Source organism: Corallincola luteus (assembly GCF_004336975.1).
GTDB lineage: Bacteria > Pseudomonadota > Gammaproteobacteria > Enterobacterales > Neiellaceae > Corallincola > Corallincola holothuriorum.
Genome location: NZ_SJXE01000001.1, coordinates 513,760 through 531,244, shown reverse-complemented (window position 1 = coordinate 531,244; position 17,485 = coordinate 513,760). Strand labels below are relative to the sequence as shown.

9 protein-coding genes are annotated in these 17,485 nt (G+C 51.1%); 2 read left to right on the top strand and 7 right to left on the bottom strand.

Annotation, left to right across the window (positions count from 1 at the left end):
• The first annotated feature begins 30 nt into the window (after nt 1-30).
• Together pulA and EZV61_RS02330 are read left to right on the top strand one after the other, a co-directional pair.
• The gene (gene pulA / locus EZV61_RS02335) at nt 31-7,050 is read left to right on the top strand and encodes a pullulanase-type alpha-1,6-glucosidase (protein ID WP_131414199.1); all 7,020 of its coding nucleotides are present in this window, start codon (nt 31-33) and stop codon (nt 7,048-7,050) included.
• 310 nt (nt 7,051-7,360) lie between these two features.
• Nucleotides 7,361-9,970 (top strand): M64 family metallopeptidase, encoded by a 2,610-nt coding sequence (locus EZV61_RS02330; protein ID WP_131414198.1) that lies wholly within the window; start codon nt 7,361-7,363, stop codon nt 9,968-9,970.
• 196 nt (nt 9,971-10,166) lie between these two features.
• Here EZV61_RS02330 and EZV61_RS02325 read toward each other — a convergent pair whose 3' ends face one another.
• The 7 genes from EZV61_RS02325 to EZV61_RS02295 form a co-directional block, all read right to left on the bottom strand.
• A complete protein-coding gene (locus EZV61_RS02325; protein ID WP_131414197.1) occupies nt 10,167-11,114 on the bottom strand; it encodes a DUF4097 family beta strand repeat-containing protein in 948 nt (315 codons plus the stop codon).
• Nucleotides 11,115-11,152: 38 nt separating this feature from the next.
• Nucleotides 11,153-11,638, bottom strand: coding sequence for a hypothetical protein (locus EZV61_RS02320; protein WP_131414196.1), 486 nt, complete (start codon nt 11,636-11,638; stop codon nt 11,153-11,155).
• Nucleotides 11,631-12,143: an RNA polymerase sigma factor gene (locus tag EZV61_RS02315; protein ID WP_131414195.1), complete on the bottom strand. Its 513-nt coding sequence runs from the start codon at nt 12,141-12,143 to the stop codon at nt 11,631-11,633. The genes EZV61_RS02320 and EZV61_RS02315 overlap by 8 nt, the downstream gene beginning before the upstream one ends.
• Before the next feature lie 229 nt (nt 12,144-12,372).
• The gene (locus tag EZV61_RS02310) at nt 12,373-13,281 is read right to left on the bottom strand and encodes an ABC transporter ATP-binding protein (protein WP_131414696.1); all 909 of its coding nucleotides are present in this window, start codon (nt 13,279-13,281) and stop codon (nt 12,373-12,375) included.
• 98 nt (nt 13,282-13,379) lie between these two features.
• Entirely contained in the window at nt 13,380-14,396 is a 1,017-nt protein-coding gene (locus EZV61_RS02305) for an ABC transporter permease (RefSeq protein WP_131414695.1), read from the bottom strand.
• 82 nt (nt 14,397-14,478) lie between these two features.
• A complete protein-coding gene (locus EZV61_RS02300) occupies nt 14,479-15,840 on the bottom strand; it encodes a CmpA/NrtA family ABC transporter substrate-binding protein (RefSeq protein WP_114337096.1) in 1,362 nt (453 codons plus the stop codon).
• A gap of 395 nt (nt 15,841-16,235) precedes the next feature.
• The gene (locus tag EZV61_RS02295; RefSeq protein WP_165569505.1) at nt 16,236-17,477 is read right to left on the bottom strand and encodes a DUF945 family protein; all 1,242 of its coding nucleotides are present in this window, start codon (nt 17,475-17,477) and stop codon (nt 16,236-16,238) included.
• Nucleotides 17,478-17,485: the final 8 nt, after the last annotated feature.

Sequence of the window (17,485 nt, the reverse complement as noted above, 5' to 3'; positions counted from 1 at the left end):
CTTTCTGTGACTTACCGAGGAACCATAAGGATGATTTGGTCTAAATTCGGCAAAGCGCTACTCATGCTGCTCATTGCAGCGGGATTAAGCGCCTGTAACGATCGCAAGATAGAAGATGAAGTGTTCTACTTTGTGCTACCTGATCGCTTTCACAACGGCGATACCAGCAATGATACCGGCGGTATCGAAGGCGAAAAGCAAGATCATGGCTATGATCCGGCTGATAAACGTTACTACCACGGTGGTGACCTTAAAGGCTTGATTAAAAAGTTACCCTATCTGGATCAGATGGGCATCACTGCGATCTGGATGACGCCAGTATTCAAAAATATGCCCACCGTAGATAACTCTGCGGGCTACCATGGCTACTGGACCATCGATTACACCCAAATCGATCCGCATTGGGGCAGTAACGACGAACTACAAACCTTGATAGACAAAGCGCATAAGCGTGATATCAAGGTGTTTTTCGATATTGTCATCAACCATACCGCTGATGTGATCCGTTTTCAGGAGTGCCATAACGCCGACGGCTCACTGATCGATCCGGATACCGGCTGTCCTTATCGCTCTCTGGATGAAATAGCGACCAATCCTTACACCCCGTTTGCCCTGCCCGGCATGGAAGAGGTGAAGGTTCCTGCTTGGTTAAATGATTTTGAGTACTACCACAATCAGGGTGATAGCACTTTCAGTGGTGAGAACTCATTCAATGGTGACTTCTTCGGTCTGGATGATCTGAAAACAGAACATCCAGATGTCGTTAACGGCATGGTTGATCTGTTTAAATATTGGATCAGCGAATACCGCATGGACGGCTTTCGTGTCGATACCGTAAAGCATGTAAATATTGAGTTCTGGCAACAGTGGACCCCGGCCATTATGGCTCACGCTGAAGATGAAGGGCTGGACGACTTCTTCGTATTTGGCGAAGTATTTGAAGGTCACCCTAAAGATTTGAGCGTCTACTCCACCAAGGGACAGCTCCCTTCAGTCCTCGACTTCGGTCTCTATTACGCCATTCGTGACGTAGTCGCCGATTCCCAAGGCACAGATCGCCTGCAGTGGATCTTTGATCGCGATGACTACTACACCGATGCTGACAGTAATGCGTCGCAACTACTGACCTTCTCCGGCAACCACGACGTTGGCCGTATTGGCCAGCAGATCGACATCTTTAATCCAGAAGCCTCTGAAGAGGAGCGTCTGGCGCGCGCCGAACTCGCCAACAGCATTCTATTCCTGGCTCGTGGTGTTCCCGTGGTTTACTACGGTGACGAGCAGGGTTTTACCGGTGATGGCAACGATGCTGACGCCCGTGAAGATATGATGCCCAGCTTGGTTGAAGAGTTTAACGACAATGATCTGATCGGCACGGATGACACAACCGCCGACGACAACTTTAATAAACGCCATCCGCTGTATAAAAATGTTAAGGCGCTTTCCAAGTTGCTCGACAAGTACAATGGTTTACGTCGCGGTGACCAATACGCACGTTACAGCAGTGCAACCCCTGGCATTTTCGCATTCTCAAGAATGGACAGCGATGAGCGCCGCGAATACCTGGTTGCATTTAATACCTCTACCGAAGAGCAGAGCTTCTCCACTGATGTCGACGGCAGCCGCTATGCCCGTATTTGGCCCAAACCAGGTGAAAAGCTAACACCGGATGCTGACGGCCAACTAACGCTCACGGTGCCAGCTCTGTCTGCTGTGGTTTACCTATCCATGGACAAGATAGCCAAGCCTGACGACACCCCTGCCCTCTTATTCAGCACACTCACTGACGGGGCGATGGTAATGGACCGCGTGGAAGTCGCGGTCACCATGGCTCATGAAGTGCCAGCCGCCTATCCAGGCTTATATGGTGTTGATTTTGAAGCCAGTGTTGATGGCGGTGACTGGATCTTTATCGGCCACGATGCTGCGCCTCCTTATCGCGTCTACTTTGACGCCACCGAACTCGCCGATGGCACGCCGGTCAGCTTCCGTGCCACTGCAACCAATGTTCCCGATGAAAGCGTGATTGAAGTAACCACCGAAATTGGTGCGGTCGAAGGGATGACCATCCTGTTTGAAAAGCCAGAGGAGTGGGAAGCACCCAACCTCTACTGGTGGGCTGCTGCGCCCCAAGCCGACACCAGCTGGCCAGGCGTCACCATGGAACATGTCATTGAAAACTGGTACCAGTTCAAGTTCGACGATGGCGTCACCAGCGCCAATATGATTTTCAACGATGGTGCAGGTCAGCAAACCACAGATCTCTACCGTGAAGGCGATGGCTGTTACACCATTGATGCCGGCTGGCAAGACAGCTGCGATCTACCTGAGCCGGGGATCACCCTTTACTTCAAGCAGCCTGATGGCTGGGCCGATACCATAAACCTCTATTATTGGAACGCTGCCCCTGCGGATGACGCCAGCTGGCCTGGCGTTGCCATGGAGCTCATCGGCGAAGGTTGGTACAAATACCAACTGCCTACCGATGTCGCCATGGCCAACATGATCTTTAACGATGGCAGTGGTAATCAGACCGGCGATCTCTATCACGAAGGAGACGGCTGTTACGAAAATGACGCCTGGATCGTCGACTGCGAGCCACCTCAAGCAGGCATAAAACTCTACTTTAAAAAGCCTATCGACTGGACCGATGGCATTAATCTCTACTACTGGGATGCAGCCCCTGCGCCAGCGGTTGACTGGCCTGGCGTTGCGATGACTGATGAGGGCAACGACTGGTACAGCTACCAGATGCCGCTAAACGTCACCATGGCCAACATGATCTTTAACGATGGCGACGGCAATCAAACCAGCGATCTATACCGAGATGCTGACGGCTGCTACGAAAACAGTGAGTGGATAGACAGCTGCGATATTACAGGTTCAGAGCCTGGCTTCACTGTCTATGTTCGCCGCCCATTAAGCTGGAACGTACCCAATATCTATTTCTGGGGCACAGCCAACGATCCCGCATGGCCCGGCGCCGAGATGACAGCCATTGGTGATGATTGGTATAGCTACCAGTTTGCCGACGGTGTGTCAGCTGCCAATGTGATCTTCAATGACCTCACCGGCAATCAAACCACCGACCTCTATCGTGATGCTGACGGCTGCTACGACATCGAAACCAACGAGTGGAGCGACAGCTGTGCTATTCCAGGTTTTACTGCCTACCTAGAGAAGCCAGATGCCTGGGCAGCACCCAACCTCTATTTCTGGAGTCCTGGGCCAACAAATGCACCGAATGTTGGCTGGCCAGGTGACGCCATGACCGATCTAGGCAGCAACTGGTTTAGTTACCAGTTTCCTGCGGGCGTGCAATACGCCAACCTGATCTTCAATGATGGCACAGGTCAACAAACATCGGATCTATTCCGCGAAGGAGACGGCTGCTACAGCGTTGCAGATGGCGATTGGACTGATAGCTGTGACTATCCAAAGCCAGGGCTAAAGCTCTACTTCAAAAAGCCCGCTGATTGGGGTGGCGACGTCAACCTCTACTACTGGGAAGCGGATCCCGCTCCTGCAGTTGACTGGCCAGGAGCGGCCATGACCAGCCTGGGTGATGACTGGTACCTGTTTGAGTTCCCACAAGGTGTGGACAGCGCTAATCTGATTTTCAATGATGGCGCAGGTAATCAAACAACCGATCTGTTCCGCGACGGTGATGGCTGTTTTGGTGAGTTCAGCGAAGATTGGCGCAACAGCTGTATCACGCCAGACTCAAGTACAGACGTTGAGATCCAGAATGCTTCGGCCCACTGGGTGGCGCTGAACAGTCTTCTCTGGACTCCATCGGACAGCCGCTGGGCTCGAGTCGAGCTGGTTTCCGCGCAATCTCAATCCATTGTTGTGGTTGATAACCAACTGCAAAACGTAGAGACCTCTGTCACTCTGAGTGCAGGCGCATCCATTCCTGCAGATATTGCAGAAAAAGCACCGCACCTGACCGGACTAGATGCTTGGTCAATCGACGCTATCGATGCGACAATCGCAGACCAGTTGCTTAAAGGTCACCTGCTGTTGGCGGCGTATGACAGCAATGACTTCCTACTGGAAGTCACCCGCGTACAAACACCTTGGGTATTGGATCAGCTCTACGCATACGACGGCCAATTAGGTCTCTACTTTGAGCAAGGACAACCCCATATTTCAGTATGGGCGCCGACGGCGCAAAATATTCAGCTGATCCCCTCTAGCGATGCTGTTTCTGATGGCACGGCGATTACTGCATCATCAGTCGCTAACGGGGTCTGGCACTTTGTAGGCGACGCCAGTTGGGATCTGATGTACTACCAGTTTGAAGTCAGTGTGTTCCATCACCTGAGTGATCAACTGGAGACCTTCCGCGTCACCGACCCTTACTCCGTCAGCCTGAGCACAGACAGCCGTTACAGCCAGGTGGTCAACCTCAATGATGCCAGCCTCAAGCCTACCGGCTGGGATGGTATTCAAAAAGCGCTGCCACCCCACAGTGATATCACTGTGTATGAAGGCCATGTTCGCGATTTCAGTGCGTTTGACACGGCAGTACCCGCAGCACATCGCGGTAAATACTTGGCGTTCACCTACAATGGCGTTGACAGCGCACCACTGTCAGCGGGTATGGCCCATCTGCAAGCGCTACAAGCTGCAGGCCTGAGCCACTTCCATCTGTTGCCGGTGAATGATCTAGGCTCGATCAGAGAAGACGGCACCATGCGTGCCGATCTCGATGACCCCTACAGCAAGCTATGTGCGCTAGTAACCACACCTGCGGTACAAGCACGCTGTGGCGATTTCGACGGACTGACACTTGGCGAAGCACTAACGCAGTTAAAAGACGCAGATCCACTCAATGCTGAGATCCAGGCGATCTTGTACGAGCCTCGTAGCGATGCAGCGGTATCAGTAGATGGCTTCAACTGGGGTTACGATCCCTATCACTTCAACGCGCTGGAAGGCAGTTACGCCACCGATCCGCAAGGCACGGCACGTATTGTCGAGTTCCGCGAGCTAGTGAAGGCTCTGGACGAAGTCGACCTGAATGTGGTCGTTGATGTGGTCTACAACCACACCTTCGCTTCGGGTCTGTCTAACCAGTCAGTTCTGGATAAAGTGGTTCCGGGCTATTACCACCGTCGTAACCCATTCAGTGGCGATGTCGAAATGAGCACCTGCTGCGACAACACCGCCACCGAGCATGAAATGATGGGTAAATTGCTCACCGACACCTTGGTTCACTGGGCTAAGCACTACAAGATTGATGCGTTCCGCTTCGATCTGATGGGCCACATCCCTAAAGCGGTGATGGTCGAAGCACAAGCCACACTGCAAACCCTCACCCTAGCCACTGACGGTGTCGATGGTGCCAATATCTACCTGTATGGCGAAGGCTGGGACTTCGGCGAAGTCTCTGGCGACCAACGCTTTGAACAAGCCACCCAGTTCAACATGGCAGGCACGGGCATTGGTACTTTCAACGACCGTTTGCGTGATGCGGTACGTGGTGGCAACTTCACTGACCGCGGCGCAGCACAAGGGTTTGCCAACGGCAATGAGCTGTTCTGGAATGGCCGTGCCCCCGGCGCTTCCAGCCTAGTTGACCAAGCTGACCGCATCCGTATCGGCATGGCTGGTAACCTGCAAACCTACCCGTTTGTTGACAACACAGGCACCACCACCGATGGCCTGAGCTACAGCGGTGTCGGCTACAACCTGGATCCACAGGAAGCGGTCAACTACGTCGACAAACATGACAACGAGACCCTTTGGGATAACACCCAGGCGAAACTGCCAGACGATATCAGCATCGCTGAACGTGTCCGCGTTCAGGCGCTGAGCCAGTCATTTGTCAATCTGGGCCAAGGTATTCCTTTCCATCAAATGGCGTCCGACTTAGCGCGCTCTAAATCGATGGATCGTAACTCGTTTGATTCCGGCGACTGGTTCAACAAAATCGACTTCACCAAACAAAGCAATAACTGGGCTGTCGGTCTGCCACCAGCAGAAGCCAACGAAGCACGTTGGACGCGTATGGCTGAGATCATGAGCAACAGCAACACCGTCGCTCAGGCTTCTCACATCGACATGGCCACCAGTCTGTTCCAACAACAGCTGCAACTGCGCTACGACAGTAAACTGTTCCGCTTAGACACAGCAGAACAGGTCGAACAGCGCCTTGCTTACTGGAACACCGGTCCAGATCAGGCCGCAGGTATCATAGCCATGAGCGTCAGCGACGGTGTCTGTTCAGGTAGCGACCTCGACCCAAGCTATGACGGCATTCTGGTGCTGTTTAATGCCGACCGCGTGAACCGCGACATCACACTGAATGATCTGCCAGGACTGACCCTGCATAGCATCCAGCAAAATGGCGCAGACGCGGTAGTAAAAACAGCCTCAGTAGACGGCGCGACATACAGCCTACCGGCGTTAACTGCCGCCGTTTTTGTTCAAGAGCAAGGCGCGGCGCAAGGCGAATTCCCTTGTAACCCCAGCTATGGCGCAGTCACCGAGCCAGGCTTCACGGTTTACTTTAAAAAGCCTGCGACCTGGGCGGATCCCAACATTTATTACTGGGATACAGCACCTGAGTCATACAGTGTCGACTGGCCTGGCGCGGCGATGCTGCCACTGGGTGATGACTGGTTTAGCTTCGAGATGCCTGCCGGTGTCGAAAGCGCCAACATGATCTTTAATGACGGCGCGGGTAACCAGACGGGTGATCTCTACCGCGAAGGAGAAGGCTGCTACGGAGCTGACACCTGGAGCGACAGCTGCACCCTGCCCGGTCTCAGCTTCTGGTTCGAGAAGCCAGCAGACTGGACGGATGAAGTGTACCTCTACTTCTGGGGCGCCTCGGTCGATGGTCCGGGCTGGCCAGGCATTCAGATGACCAATCTGGATAACGGTTGGTTCTTCTTCCAACTGCCAGAAGGCGCCCGCTCAACCAACCTGATCTTTAATGATGCTAACGGTTCGGGCAACCAGACCAGTGACCTGTTCCGCACCGCCAATGGCTGTTACAGCACAGTGAGTGGCTGGAGCGATAGCTGCGATTTGCCTTAACCAACAGGCAATTATTCAGTTAAAAAAGGCCGCATTTGCGGCCTTTTTCGCATACAACCTAATCTCACAACGCAAGCGCTTAGATTAAGGGGGATGACAAGAGCACATCAGAAACCCTAAGTATCGGCAATCAGTGTTATAAGAGCTCTTTCCACTCTCTGCATCGTTAGAAAAGACCACGCACAAACACTCGCTAATTTATTAATAAAAACAAAGCAAATTTAGACAAAGCTTTATACAAAACAATAACTTAACCTCGACGCAAGAATACATTAACATCGCGATTACAACACCAAAACCAAGATCCATCATGTCGATAAAAAGAATACTGTTATCTCTTACTCTTTGTTTTATGAGTCTCACTACCTCTCTCTCCGCTTCTGCTCAAAGCCGCCACATCACCCTTGAGCTTTTTAATAAGCAGGCAGGTGTACAGCAACGAACCAATGCGCCAATCAGCAGCCGAACCATTGACAATAAGGTGAGTGATGCGACGCCACGAACCAGCAGTCAATTGACCAATGAGGAGTCTCAGTTGCTCGTTGTCGCGGTAAATAAAAGTGGCGACACACTGTCTGAAACCGTCATTCAAAATCCATTGCGCAAAAACGTGGAATCATTCAATCCAGACACGGGGGAAATAGAACACGCCCAAGTCGTTGAGCTCCCCAAAGGCGTTGTTGATATCACCTTGCCTGAATCTGCAGATATCGAGCAGTTGATCATCTATCAACAAAGCGAAGGTAAGCTGGTTGAGATCGACCGGATCACCGTGGGAAAGTCCACCATTAAGGCACAGAGCCGAGTGGCAGCGATGAGCGATGATGTCTTTCCTGTGCTGTATAACGGCGATTCAGACAACCGTTCTGATCTTGTCATTGTGGCCGACGGCTATACCGCCAGTGAGCAAGGTAAATTTGAACAGGACGTTCAGCGGGTTGTTGAAGGCTACTTTAAAGAAGTGCCCTATAACGAATACAAGAAATTTTACAACGTCTGGGGCGTAAAAGCGGTGAGCGCCGTGTCCGGTGCAGGCGTCAATGGCCAGCAGATCAATAACGCTTTTGGTGGCCATTTTGGCTGCTACGGTATTGATCGACTGCTGTGTGTCGATGAATCTAAGGTTCAGAGCTACGTGCGCGCGCGTATGGATACCAATGCACGTGACCAGATTTTGGTGGTCGTCAATACCACCAAGTATGGCGGTGCTGGCGGCACCGTGGCCACCATGTCTCTGGCCAGTGCCGCGATTGATCTGGCCTTGCACGAAATTGGTCACTCATACGGTGGTCTGGCTGACGAATACGACTACGGCACTTGTTACGGCGGCGAGCCTAGCGAGCCAAACTCAACTTCCCGTCGTGGTCAGAAATGGGATTATTGGAGCGATATCAGCAGAGTCGATTGGTTTGAAGGCTCAAGCTACTGTGCCACCGGGAAATATCGCCCCACCAACAACTCGATGATGCGCTCGCTTGGTCAGCCATTTGAAGAGATTAACAACGAAGTTTTGGTTCTAAAGACTTATCAATACGCCGATGCCATTGATAGCTTCAGCCCCACAAAAACCTCTTTGTCTGCGCATGGCAGTCAACAGTTCGAGCTTGAAACCATTGACCCCGCGCTGAGTACACAACAGATAACCTGGTACGTGGATGGCAGTGAGGTGGCAAACGGTAGCCAGTTTACGTTATCAAAAAATAACTATAGCGATGGCAGCTATCTAGTCAAAGCGGTTGTGCAAGACAGCACCAACCGCGTACGCCGCGACCCAAGTAACCTGTTGAGTGACTCGATCAGCTGGACGGTCACACTCAGTGGTGACGACACACAGTGCCCAGAGCTCAGCGATGCCCCTAGCGGTTTAACCGCAACGCAAATAACGACAAACGCTTTCACTGCATCATGGGAGCCATTGGCAGATGCCAAGCAATATCAAATTGACCTGTTCAGCAACGATGTATGGGAAAGTTTCAGTACCGCAGCAACCAGCTATCAATTCACCGGCCTCACTGAAGGCAGCGACGCTCAGGTGCGTATCAAAGCCAGCAACGACTGCAGTAGCACAGGTTTCAGTGCCGCTGTCGCGGTTAAACTGGACGACAGTCAAGGTTGCGACGTTCCCCAAGTGGTTGGCCAATTGGCGATCAGAGCCGTCACTGAAACCTCTTTCAATGTCAGCTGGGACGCAACGCAGAGCAGCAGTTCATACCTGATTCAGTTATGGGATGAAGGCGCGAAGAAGTGGGTTGATCACGGCACCACCCAAGCCACCGAGCTGACAATCACCAATCTGCCTTCAGGCACCACCCAGTATGTTCAAGTCATTGCGCTCAATGCCTGTGGCGATCAAGCGAGTCCGTCTGCTTGGGTAACCATCGAGCTGTTAACCGATACTCAACCCTGTGAGGCGCTAGCCGCCCCAGAAAAGCCTTGGGCAACCGATATCACAGCCACAGGATTTACTGGTCAATGGAACGCGCTGGCTGGCGCTGCGTCCTACGAACTGCAACTATGGGATGAAGCCAACCGCCGTTGGCACGCTTACACCACCACCACAGACAATCAGGTGCAGGTCACCGGACAATCAGGTACCAGCTACTTCTTAATCAGAGGGGTCAATGCCTGCGGTGAGCCTGGTGAGTATTCACCATGGACAGAAGTCAAACTAACGTCTCAGTGTACTTCTGCGCCAGCGGCTCCCAGCATGGCAGTGCAGGGAGCTACAGTCTCTTGGACAAAGATCTCTGACGCCACCAGCTATGAATTAAAACGATGGACAGGCAGTGCCTGGGTTGATTACATGGAAACAGCCGCAACATCGCTGCAGGTCACCGCTTCAACCCCCACTTACTTGATCGTTCGAGCCACCAACAGTTGCGGAAAGAGTGGATACAGTAACTGGGTAAAAGCCCGCTAATCTATACCGCACTCAGCCTTCCCTAAGGCATTGAAAAAAGGCTGATATACCAAGGTATATCGGCCTTTTTTATAGGAACCAAATACTAGCAAAACATTAAAAAGGGCCTAGATAGGCCCTTCATGGATCTGGCTTTAATCTGGCGAGGACGAGCGGTCTACCTTGCACCATGATTAGTCGTGCTAGTTTGACTGGCTCATAGCTTTTTCAGCGTCAAGTCACCGTTAACAGAAGTAAACTCGATCTTACCTGCGCCAGCACCCAGCTTGGTTGTGAGGCTGCTACCTGAGCCATACTCTTCTTCAATCGCACGGTCATCGCTTATTTGGTTGTCTATATCCCCTCCCGCCACGGCACTGGCACGCACTCGGGCGCTGGTATTGGCGGGTAAATACAGCTCAGCATCCCCATTGACTGTAGCTATGGTCACTTCAGGCGCTTCACCGTTGCGAATTTTGGCTTCGACATCACCATTGACGACATTCATGAAAATTTGTTGCGCCTGCTGAATATCCGCAGTGATATCGCCGCTGACCGCTTCAAACTTGACGCTTGTGGCCTGGGTATCTGATTCAATATCACCGCTAACCACTTGCAGCGCAAGTTTGCCAGCAGACTGCTTATCTTCAATATCACCGCTTACGGTGGTTAGACTGATGTCACCGTCGCAACGCATGCAGGTGAGATCTCCACTCACGGATTCAACCTTCAGTTCACCCATCACTTGAGTGGCAACCACATCCCCGCTGACGGTGTTGATCCGGCTGCGGTTAGTAAAGCCACTAATATCGACATCAAATGAAGTACCGGCAATAGACAACACACTGCCTTTGGGAAGCGAGATTGTAAGTACCGAGCCGGGGTCGTTAACGCTGTACTCGCCAGACTTCGATTGCTTGATGACAAACGTGGTCACGCCATTTTCTGATGCAAAATCATAGCCATCAGCCTTCGGATCGATCGTGCCCGAAATAACCACTTTGTTATCGTCGCTGGCGCGTATCTCTGCCTTGCCAGCAGGCACCACTATTTCAATTTTTTCATTGCCAGTGACCTCCCGCTCGACACTGATTGGCTCGGCGCAGACCGACCAAGCAAACAGGCTGGTGACTGCGATAGCTAGCCATTGGTGAGTCAGTTTCATTGTTGTTCTCCCTCTATTCCGTCGATCTGCCCTGTCGTTTAAGCAGTAAATCGAATCAATGTGTTTAGTAACTGGATCTGCTTGTTATTCAAGTCTCGCAACATGCTCAAAAGCTTCTGGTTGTCGGGCTGCAGCGTCAGGGCTTTCTGGATTTCCTGCTCTGCGCTGTCCATCAGTATCAACTCCGTTTGCCAAGGGGAAATATCCAAACCCACGGCTGCAATGGTTTTCAGCAACGCGTTCTTTTGCAGACTGAAGTTAGCCACAATTTGCTCTGCCGCCGTGCGCTCGATATTGATAACGATTTCAATATCGGGATCATCGCTGGGCTTAAACATAAAATTCCAGCTACTAAAGGTCAACAAAGCCAAGGCCGCCACAGCCAGCCAGCGACGCTTTTCCGCAGGGGTCACTTCCACCGTTGGGTCAACCAACTGCTCTTCGATATCAGGCCATAGATCCCGTTTTGGTTGCTGTTCTGTTGGCAACTGCGCCAGCAGTGCATCAAGTTGTTTATCATTCATCTTTTAACCACTCCTTGAGCAACTGTCTTGCTCGATGGAACTGGGCTTTGCTGCTACCTTCTGCGATCTCAAGCATCTCTGCGACCTGTCGATGGCCAAATCCTTCAATGGCGTGCAAAACGAATACCGAACGTGCTTGCGCAGGCAGTCGTTGGATCGCTTGCTCTAATGCCAACGTCAGGTGGTTTTGTGGGTCATTGCCACGGTTGAGTTCGCCTTCGTGCAATTCACCGACTAAGTGCCAGTTTTTGTGCTTGCGGCAATGATCGCTGATCCGAGCCGTCGCGATTCGGTAGAGCCAGGTGCTGAATTTGCTTTCGCCACGAAAGTGGACCAGCTGTTTCCAAGCGCTGATAAACACCTCTTGCGTTACGTCTTCCGCTTGTGAACGATTACCCAGCATACGCAACGCCAGCGCATATACACGCCCGACATTGTCGTCATATAGCGCTTTAAATGCTGCCTTATCGCCATGTTGAGCTTGCTGAACCAATGGCTCTCTCAAAGCTGTCCCTTCGTTGCGTAGATTATGTTTCTGCTGGGTTAGTCGTTACAGATGATGAAAAGGTTTAAATCGTTTTCTGTTTTTTCTCAAAAATTTTCTTATATAAGAAGAGAAGATAGGCGGGTAGATCTCTCTTCGTCACAAAATAAGCATGACGGTAATACGATCCTTCAAAAACAAAAAAGCTTCCCAGAGGAAGCTTTTCACAGACAGAAGTGATGAACTCTGTTTAGCCGTTCACAACTTGGGGCTCATCTTTGGTTGCGGTCGCTAGTTTAAGCTCTGGCTTAGCCGCTTGTTCTGACTTTGCCTGTTCGGCCTCATCGGCGCTAGGTGTACCCAGTGGCACATCAGGCTTGGCATGTCGCTCATGGAGGAAGCGCAGCACTTCCGCGCGATAGTGGTTGTAAGTCGGATCATCGGCCAGCGCCAAACGCTCACGAGGGCGTGGCAGATCGATATCGAGGATCTGACCTACCGTCGCTTCAGGACCATTGGTCATCATCACAATACGGTCTGACAGCAATACCGCCTCATCCACGTCGTGGGTGATCATAATGACGGTGTTGTTGAGTTCGTTCTGGATCTCCATCAGCGAGTCTTGCAAATGGGCACGAGTTAGCGCGTCCAGTGCACCAAACGGCTCATCCATCAGCAACACTTTTGGCTGCATTGCCAGCGCGCGGGCAATACCGACACGTTGCTTCATACCGCCGGAGATCTCATCTGGACGCTTGTGCATGGCGTGGTCCATGTGCACCAGTTTCAAATGATGCTCGATCCAGTCACGCATCTCCGCTTTGCTCATGGTTTTGTTAAACACGGTCTTAACCGCCAGTTCAACATTTTGGTAAGCGGTGAGCCAAGGTAATAGTGAGTGGTTCTGGAACACGACTGCACGCTCGGGGCCGGGTTCATCAACCTCTTTGCCGTCCAAAATAACGCCGCCATCGGTGGCCTGATAAAGGCCCGCGACAATATTCAATACGGTCGATTTACCGCAACCGGAGTGACCAATCAGGGAGATAAACTCGCCTTTGTTAATTTTCAAATCAACCGAGTCCAACGCCTTAAATGGGCCGTTGGGCGTGGGGAACTCAATCGATACCCCTTCAATGCTTAAGTATGAGCTGCTCATCATTCTGTTCCTCAATAAAAGTGGCACTTCCGTGTGCCGCCATCGTCCCTGAGGGGGCTTGGCATCTTATTCTGCTGTTTTACAAACCACAGCAGGGCTTAACGAAGGACCGCGGACTTGTCCCAGGAGATCCAGCGTTGCAGCGCCAGCATGCCGCGGTCCAAAATGAAACCGATAAAGCCGATGGTAAATACCGCGACCATGATCCGACCCAATGAGTTGGAACTGCCATTCTGGAATTCGTCCCAAACAAACTTGCCTAAGCCAGGGTTCTGCGCCAGCATCTCTGCGGCGATCAGTACCATCCAGCCCACACCAAGGGATAACCGTAAACCGGTGAAGATCATTGGGATAGCACTGGGTAAAACGATCTTACGGATCTGAGTAAACCAGCTCAGGCGTAGCACTTTAGAGACGTTAATCAGGTCTTTGTCGATACCCGATACGCCAACAGTCGTGTTCAGCAGGGTTGGCCATAAGCAACACAGAGTCACTGTAATGGCTGAGGTAACAAAGGATTTGGCAAACATGGGGTCGCTGGAAACATACACCGCAGACACCACCATGGTGACAATAGGCAACCAGGCTAAAGGTGACACCGGTTTAAAGATCTGAATAAGCGGATTGAGCGCGATATAGAGTGTTTGATTCAGGCCACAAAGAATACCAATCGGAATAGCGATGATCGATGCAATCAGGAAACCAGTGAACACGGTCACTAAACTGGTCCAGATCTGATCAATATAGGTAGGGCGACCATTATAGGTGCGCCACTTAACCTTGGCATCAGGATCTTTGGCTAACTTAGCGGCGTTGCGTTTTTCCTGACGTTCGTAAAATGCGACCGCTTTTTCACGTTCCGTTTTATGCTCCTGCCATAAGCCACTCGCCTGCTCTATCACTTGCGAAGGACCAGGCAGTTGCCCCAGGCTGGTTTGTACCTTACCCGCCGCCCACGACCACAACAACAAGAAAACCAAAAAGGCGAGGATCGGAACCCCAATATTGCGGAAGATAGTGTTAATTTGTGCCAACGGCTGGTCGCCTCGGCACAGCTTTACCAATGGCGTGATCCCGCCAATAGATTCGAGTTTATCTAATACTGCTGTTGCCATCATTGCCCCCTTGCAATTCCTTGTGGGTGGCCTCGCGTCTGAAACCTCAAGGCACACCCACTGGCTTAGATAACGCGCCGTGTTACAGCTGCGTCTTACCCTTCAGACCAATTGCGAACTTGTTCAAGTAAGCGTTAGGCTGAGTACCGTCATAAACGATATTGTCGATAAAACCTTTCTGTGGTGGCTTGAAGCCATCTTCATCCAGTGCAGGGAAGTCAGACGCTTTCGCTTTACCCTCTTTAATCAGCTCTTGCGCAGCAGCCATGTAGATATCAGGGCGATACACCTCTTTCGCGACATCCATGTACCAGCTGTCAGGTTTCTCTTCCGAGATCTGACCCCAACGACGCATCTGTGTCAGGTACCAGATAGCATCGGAGTAGAACGGGTAAGTGGCGTTGTAACGGAAGAACACGTTGAAATCAGGCACATCACGCTTATCGCCTTTTTCATACTCAAAGGTGCCGGTCATGGAGTTAGCGATCACGTCATAGTCAGCACCAACATAGTGAGACTGAGATAAGATCTTCACCGCTTCTGGACGGTTGGCGTTATCATTTTCATCCAACCACATCGCTGCGCGGATCATCGCTTTTACGACACGCTTATGGGTTTCAGGGTATTTTTCAGCCCAGGCTTTGGACACACCGAACACTTTTTCTGGGTTGTTTTTCCAGATCTCGTAGTCAGTGATAACCGGTACACCGATGCCTTTAAACACTGCCTGTTGGTTCCAAGGTTCACCAACGCAGTAACCGTAAATAGTGCCCGCTTCTAGCGTTGAAGGCATCTGCGGTGGTGGTGTCACTGACAACAGGGCTTCAGCATCAATCTGGCCTGAGGTGTCACCTTTATGTGGTGCATAGTAACCAGGGTGAATACCGCCAGCCGCTAGCCAATAACGTAACTCGTAGTTATGCGTTGATACCGGAAAGACCATGCCCATGTTGAATGGCTTACCTTCATCGGCATATTTTTCGACAACAGGTTTCAGCGCATCAGCCTTAATCGGATGCACTGGCTTGCCATCAGCCTGCATAGGAATATGTTTTTTCATCTCCTTCCAGACATCGTTGGAAACGGTAATACCGTTACCGTTCAGGTCCATGGAAAATGCAGTGACGATATGCGCCTTGGTACCGTAGCCAATGGTTGCACCCAACGGCTGACCCGCCAACATGTGCGAGCCATCCAGTTCACCGGTAATGGTACGATCCAGTAACACCTTCCAGTTTGCCTGTGCTTCCAGCTCTACAAACAAGCCCTCATCTTCAAAGAAGCCCTTTTCTTTTGCGACAGCCAATGGCGCCATGTCGGTCAATTTAATAAAGCCGAACTTAAGATCTTCTTTCTCTGGCTCAGCCGCGAACGCGCTGGTGGCTAATGCGCTGGACACTAGGGTCGCCACGCTAAGTTTTGCAAACCACTTTTGTTTTGACATGAATCTCTCCCAAAGCTGTTGTGATGCGTAAAAGTGCGAACTGTTTCTGGGTAGAGGTAGTACACAATGCGTACCAACTTTTTAGAAAAACAATTAACTCATTGTTAACAAAGGAATAAACACAAGTTTCAGGGGGTAACAAAGGCACCCCTAAAGGGGTATGAAATAGAGAGCGAGGCGAACCACGAATGCTCAAATAGGGATAGAAGCTGGACTTGAATGGTGCGACACATAGATTAAATGAAAGAAAAAATGCCCCACCTAGGGATCAATAAAAAAAAGAAATTTGACGAAAAGTCGTACATTAATTGCAGCAATAATAGAACCTAAAAAAAGCAAAAACCGCGCTATTAAGCGCGGCTTTGTCATTCAGAACCCTTAAAACTATATCGCAGCTATAATGGTAACGCCTGACCATTCAAGTGCAGCTGACCTTGTTGCAGCTCCGCTTCAGTACGGTATTGCTCCGTGGTTTCATCAAAACCGATATAGCCCAATGCAACCATCTGCTGAATGAAATCGGGGGGTATTGGTAGCAATTGCAATAAACGGTGATCAACAACGAGCTTGCCATCACCTGTCAGCTCTTCTTTCAACAGTGGAAGTTGCGAAAACTCCGTTAACTCGTTGGGCGGGAGCTTGAGATGCAGTTGCGCGGTTAGGTTCGCATCCTGCAAATTAAGCTTCAACGCATTGATGTCAATTGCCAGTCCTTTTTGCAACAGTGCTAATAACAACTGTTGCGCATCTTCGGCACTGAGCTCGGCTTGCTGCGATGCGTTTTTGGCATTCATCCAAGCGCCTTTGTCGAGGCCGCTAACACTCATCTTCAGGTGGCTCTGCGCCGAATGATAAAGCCCCATCCCCGGATTAATGGAGATCGCCTGCCACCCCAGATTAATACGTTGTTCAAGTCGATCGGCCTGCTCGGTTAATCCGTTTTCAACGGCGAAATCCTTCAGCGACAACTGCATCGTATCGTCTGAGGCATCCAAGCTGGTGATAAACAGATTACTTGAGCCGGTATAAAAACCGCCTCCCAAAGGCACAGCGTCTACTTCGAGTCTCAGCCCGGCCAAACGCGCTTCACCCGCTAAGCCATTGATGCTGAATCCATCCCAGTTCAGATCCAACAACAGCGCCTCTGCTCCCCCCTGATAGCTCATCAACGCTGGCTGAAACTGTACTACGCCCAGCATTGGGTCTTCGATCAACCAGTTGTCCATCATCACTTCGCCGTTAATCTCGCCCAGGAAATTAACTTCGGTAATGGCTTGGATTGGCAAGCGCTCGTTATCGAGCTGGCTTTGCCAGGCCGCAGGGGCGACTAGCTCTGTGGTGATCTCGACCTTGTGTGGCCAATAGACGGCACTGTTTACAAATTCTAGTGGTGATGAGGCTACTGGCGTAGCTTGTTCCTCTTCAGGCATCTGCAGGTGATAGCGATGTTCACTACCAAACAGTGAAAACTGCTTCGAAACCAAGCGCAGTTCGGCATTGACGTTGTCCGTCATCCGAACCAACTGCTGATGTTGAAGATTGAGGTAATACTGTCCATGGATGAAAGTAGCACCTAGCAACAAGGCACCACCGGTGACCAACAGCGCAAACAGACTAAATAGCGCTTTTTTCAACATACCGACTC